A 563-nucleotide genomic window follows, 5' to 3' on the forward strand; every position below is an offset into this window, starting at 1 on the left:
GGCTCAGCTCAGCTCGGCAGCACCTTGCCCGGATTCATAATGCCTTTGGGATCGATGGCGTTCTTGATGACGATCATGAGATCGACGGCATCGCCATGTTCGGTCCGAAGATAGTCGATTTTGCCGGTGCCGACGCCGTGTTCGCCGGTCGACGTGCCGCCGACGGAGATCGCGTGTTGAACCATCTTTTTATTGATCGCCGCAACTTCGTCGAGCTCGGTCTGGTTGCTCGGATCGACGGCGAAGACGACGTGATAGTTTCCATCTCCGACATGTCCGAGAATTGCCGCCGGAACGCTGCAATCCTTGAGCAGTTCCCGTGTCTTCAGGATGCAGCCGCTGAGTTGGGACACCGGTACGCAAACGTCGGAGGACCAGCCCTTGGCGTTTTCACGCTGAGATACGACGGCATAAAAGGCGTTGTGGCGTGCCTTCCAGAGACGGTTTCGTTCTTCCGCCGCGTTCGCCCATTCGAAATCCCGCCCGCCGTTTTCCCCGACGATTGCGGCGACCATTTCGACCTGTTCCTGCACGCCAGCCGGTGAGCCGTGAAATTCGAAGGC

Annotated in this window: 1 protein-coding gene; it reads right to left on the reverse strand. The window is 58.6% G+C overall.

All coding sequences use genetic code 11. The features are described from left to right. Positions 1–8: 8 nt before the first annotated feature. Positions 9–563: FAD-binding oxidoreductase (locus FHP24_RS28575; RefSeq protein WP_281287482.1), on the reverse strand; the 555-nt coding region annotated here is incomplete at its 5' end.

Source organism: Aliirhizobium smilacinae, assembly GCF_006335145.1.
Classification (GTDB): Bacteria; Pseudomonadota; Alphaproteobacteria; order Rhizobiales; family Rhizobiaceae; genus Neorhizobium; species Neorhizobium smilacinae.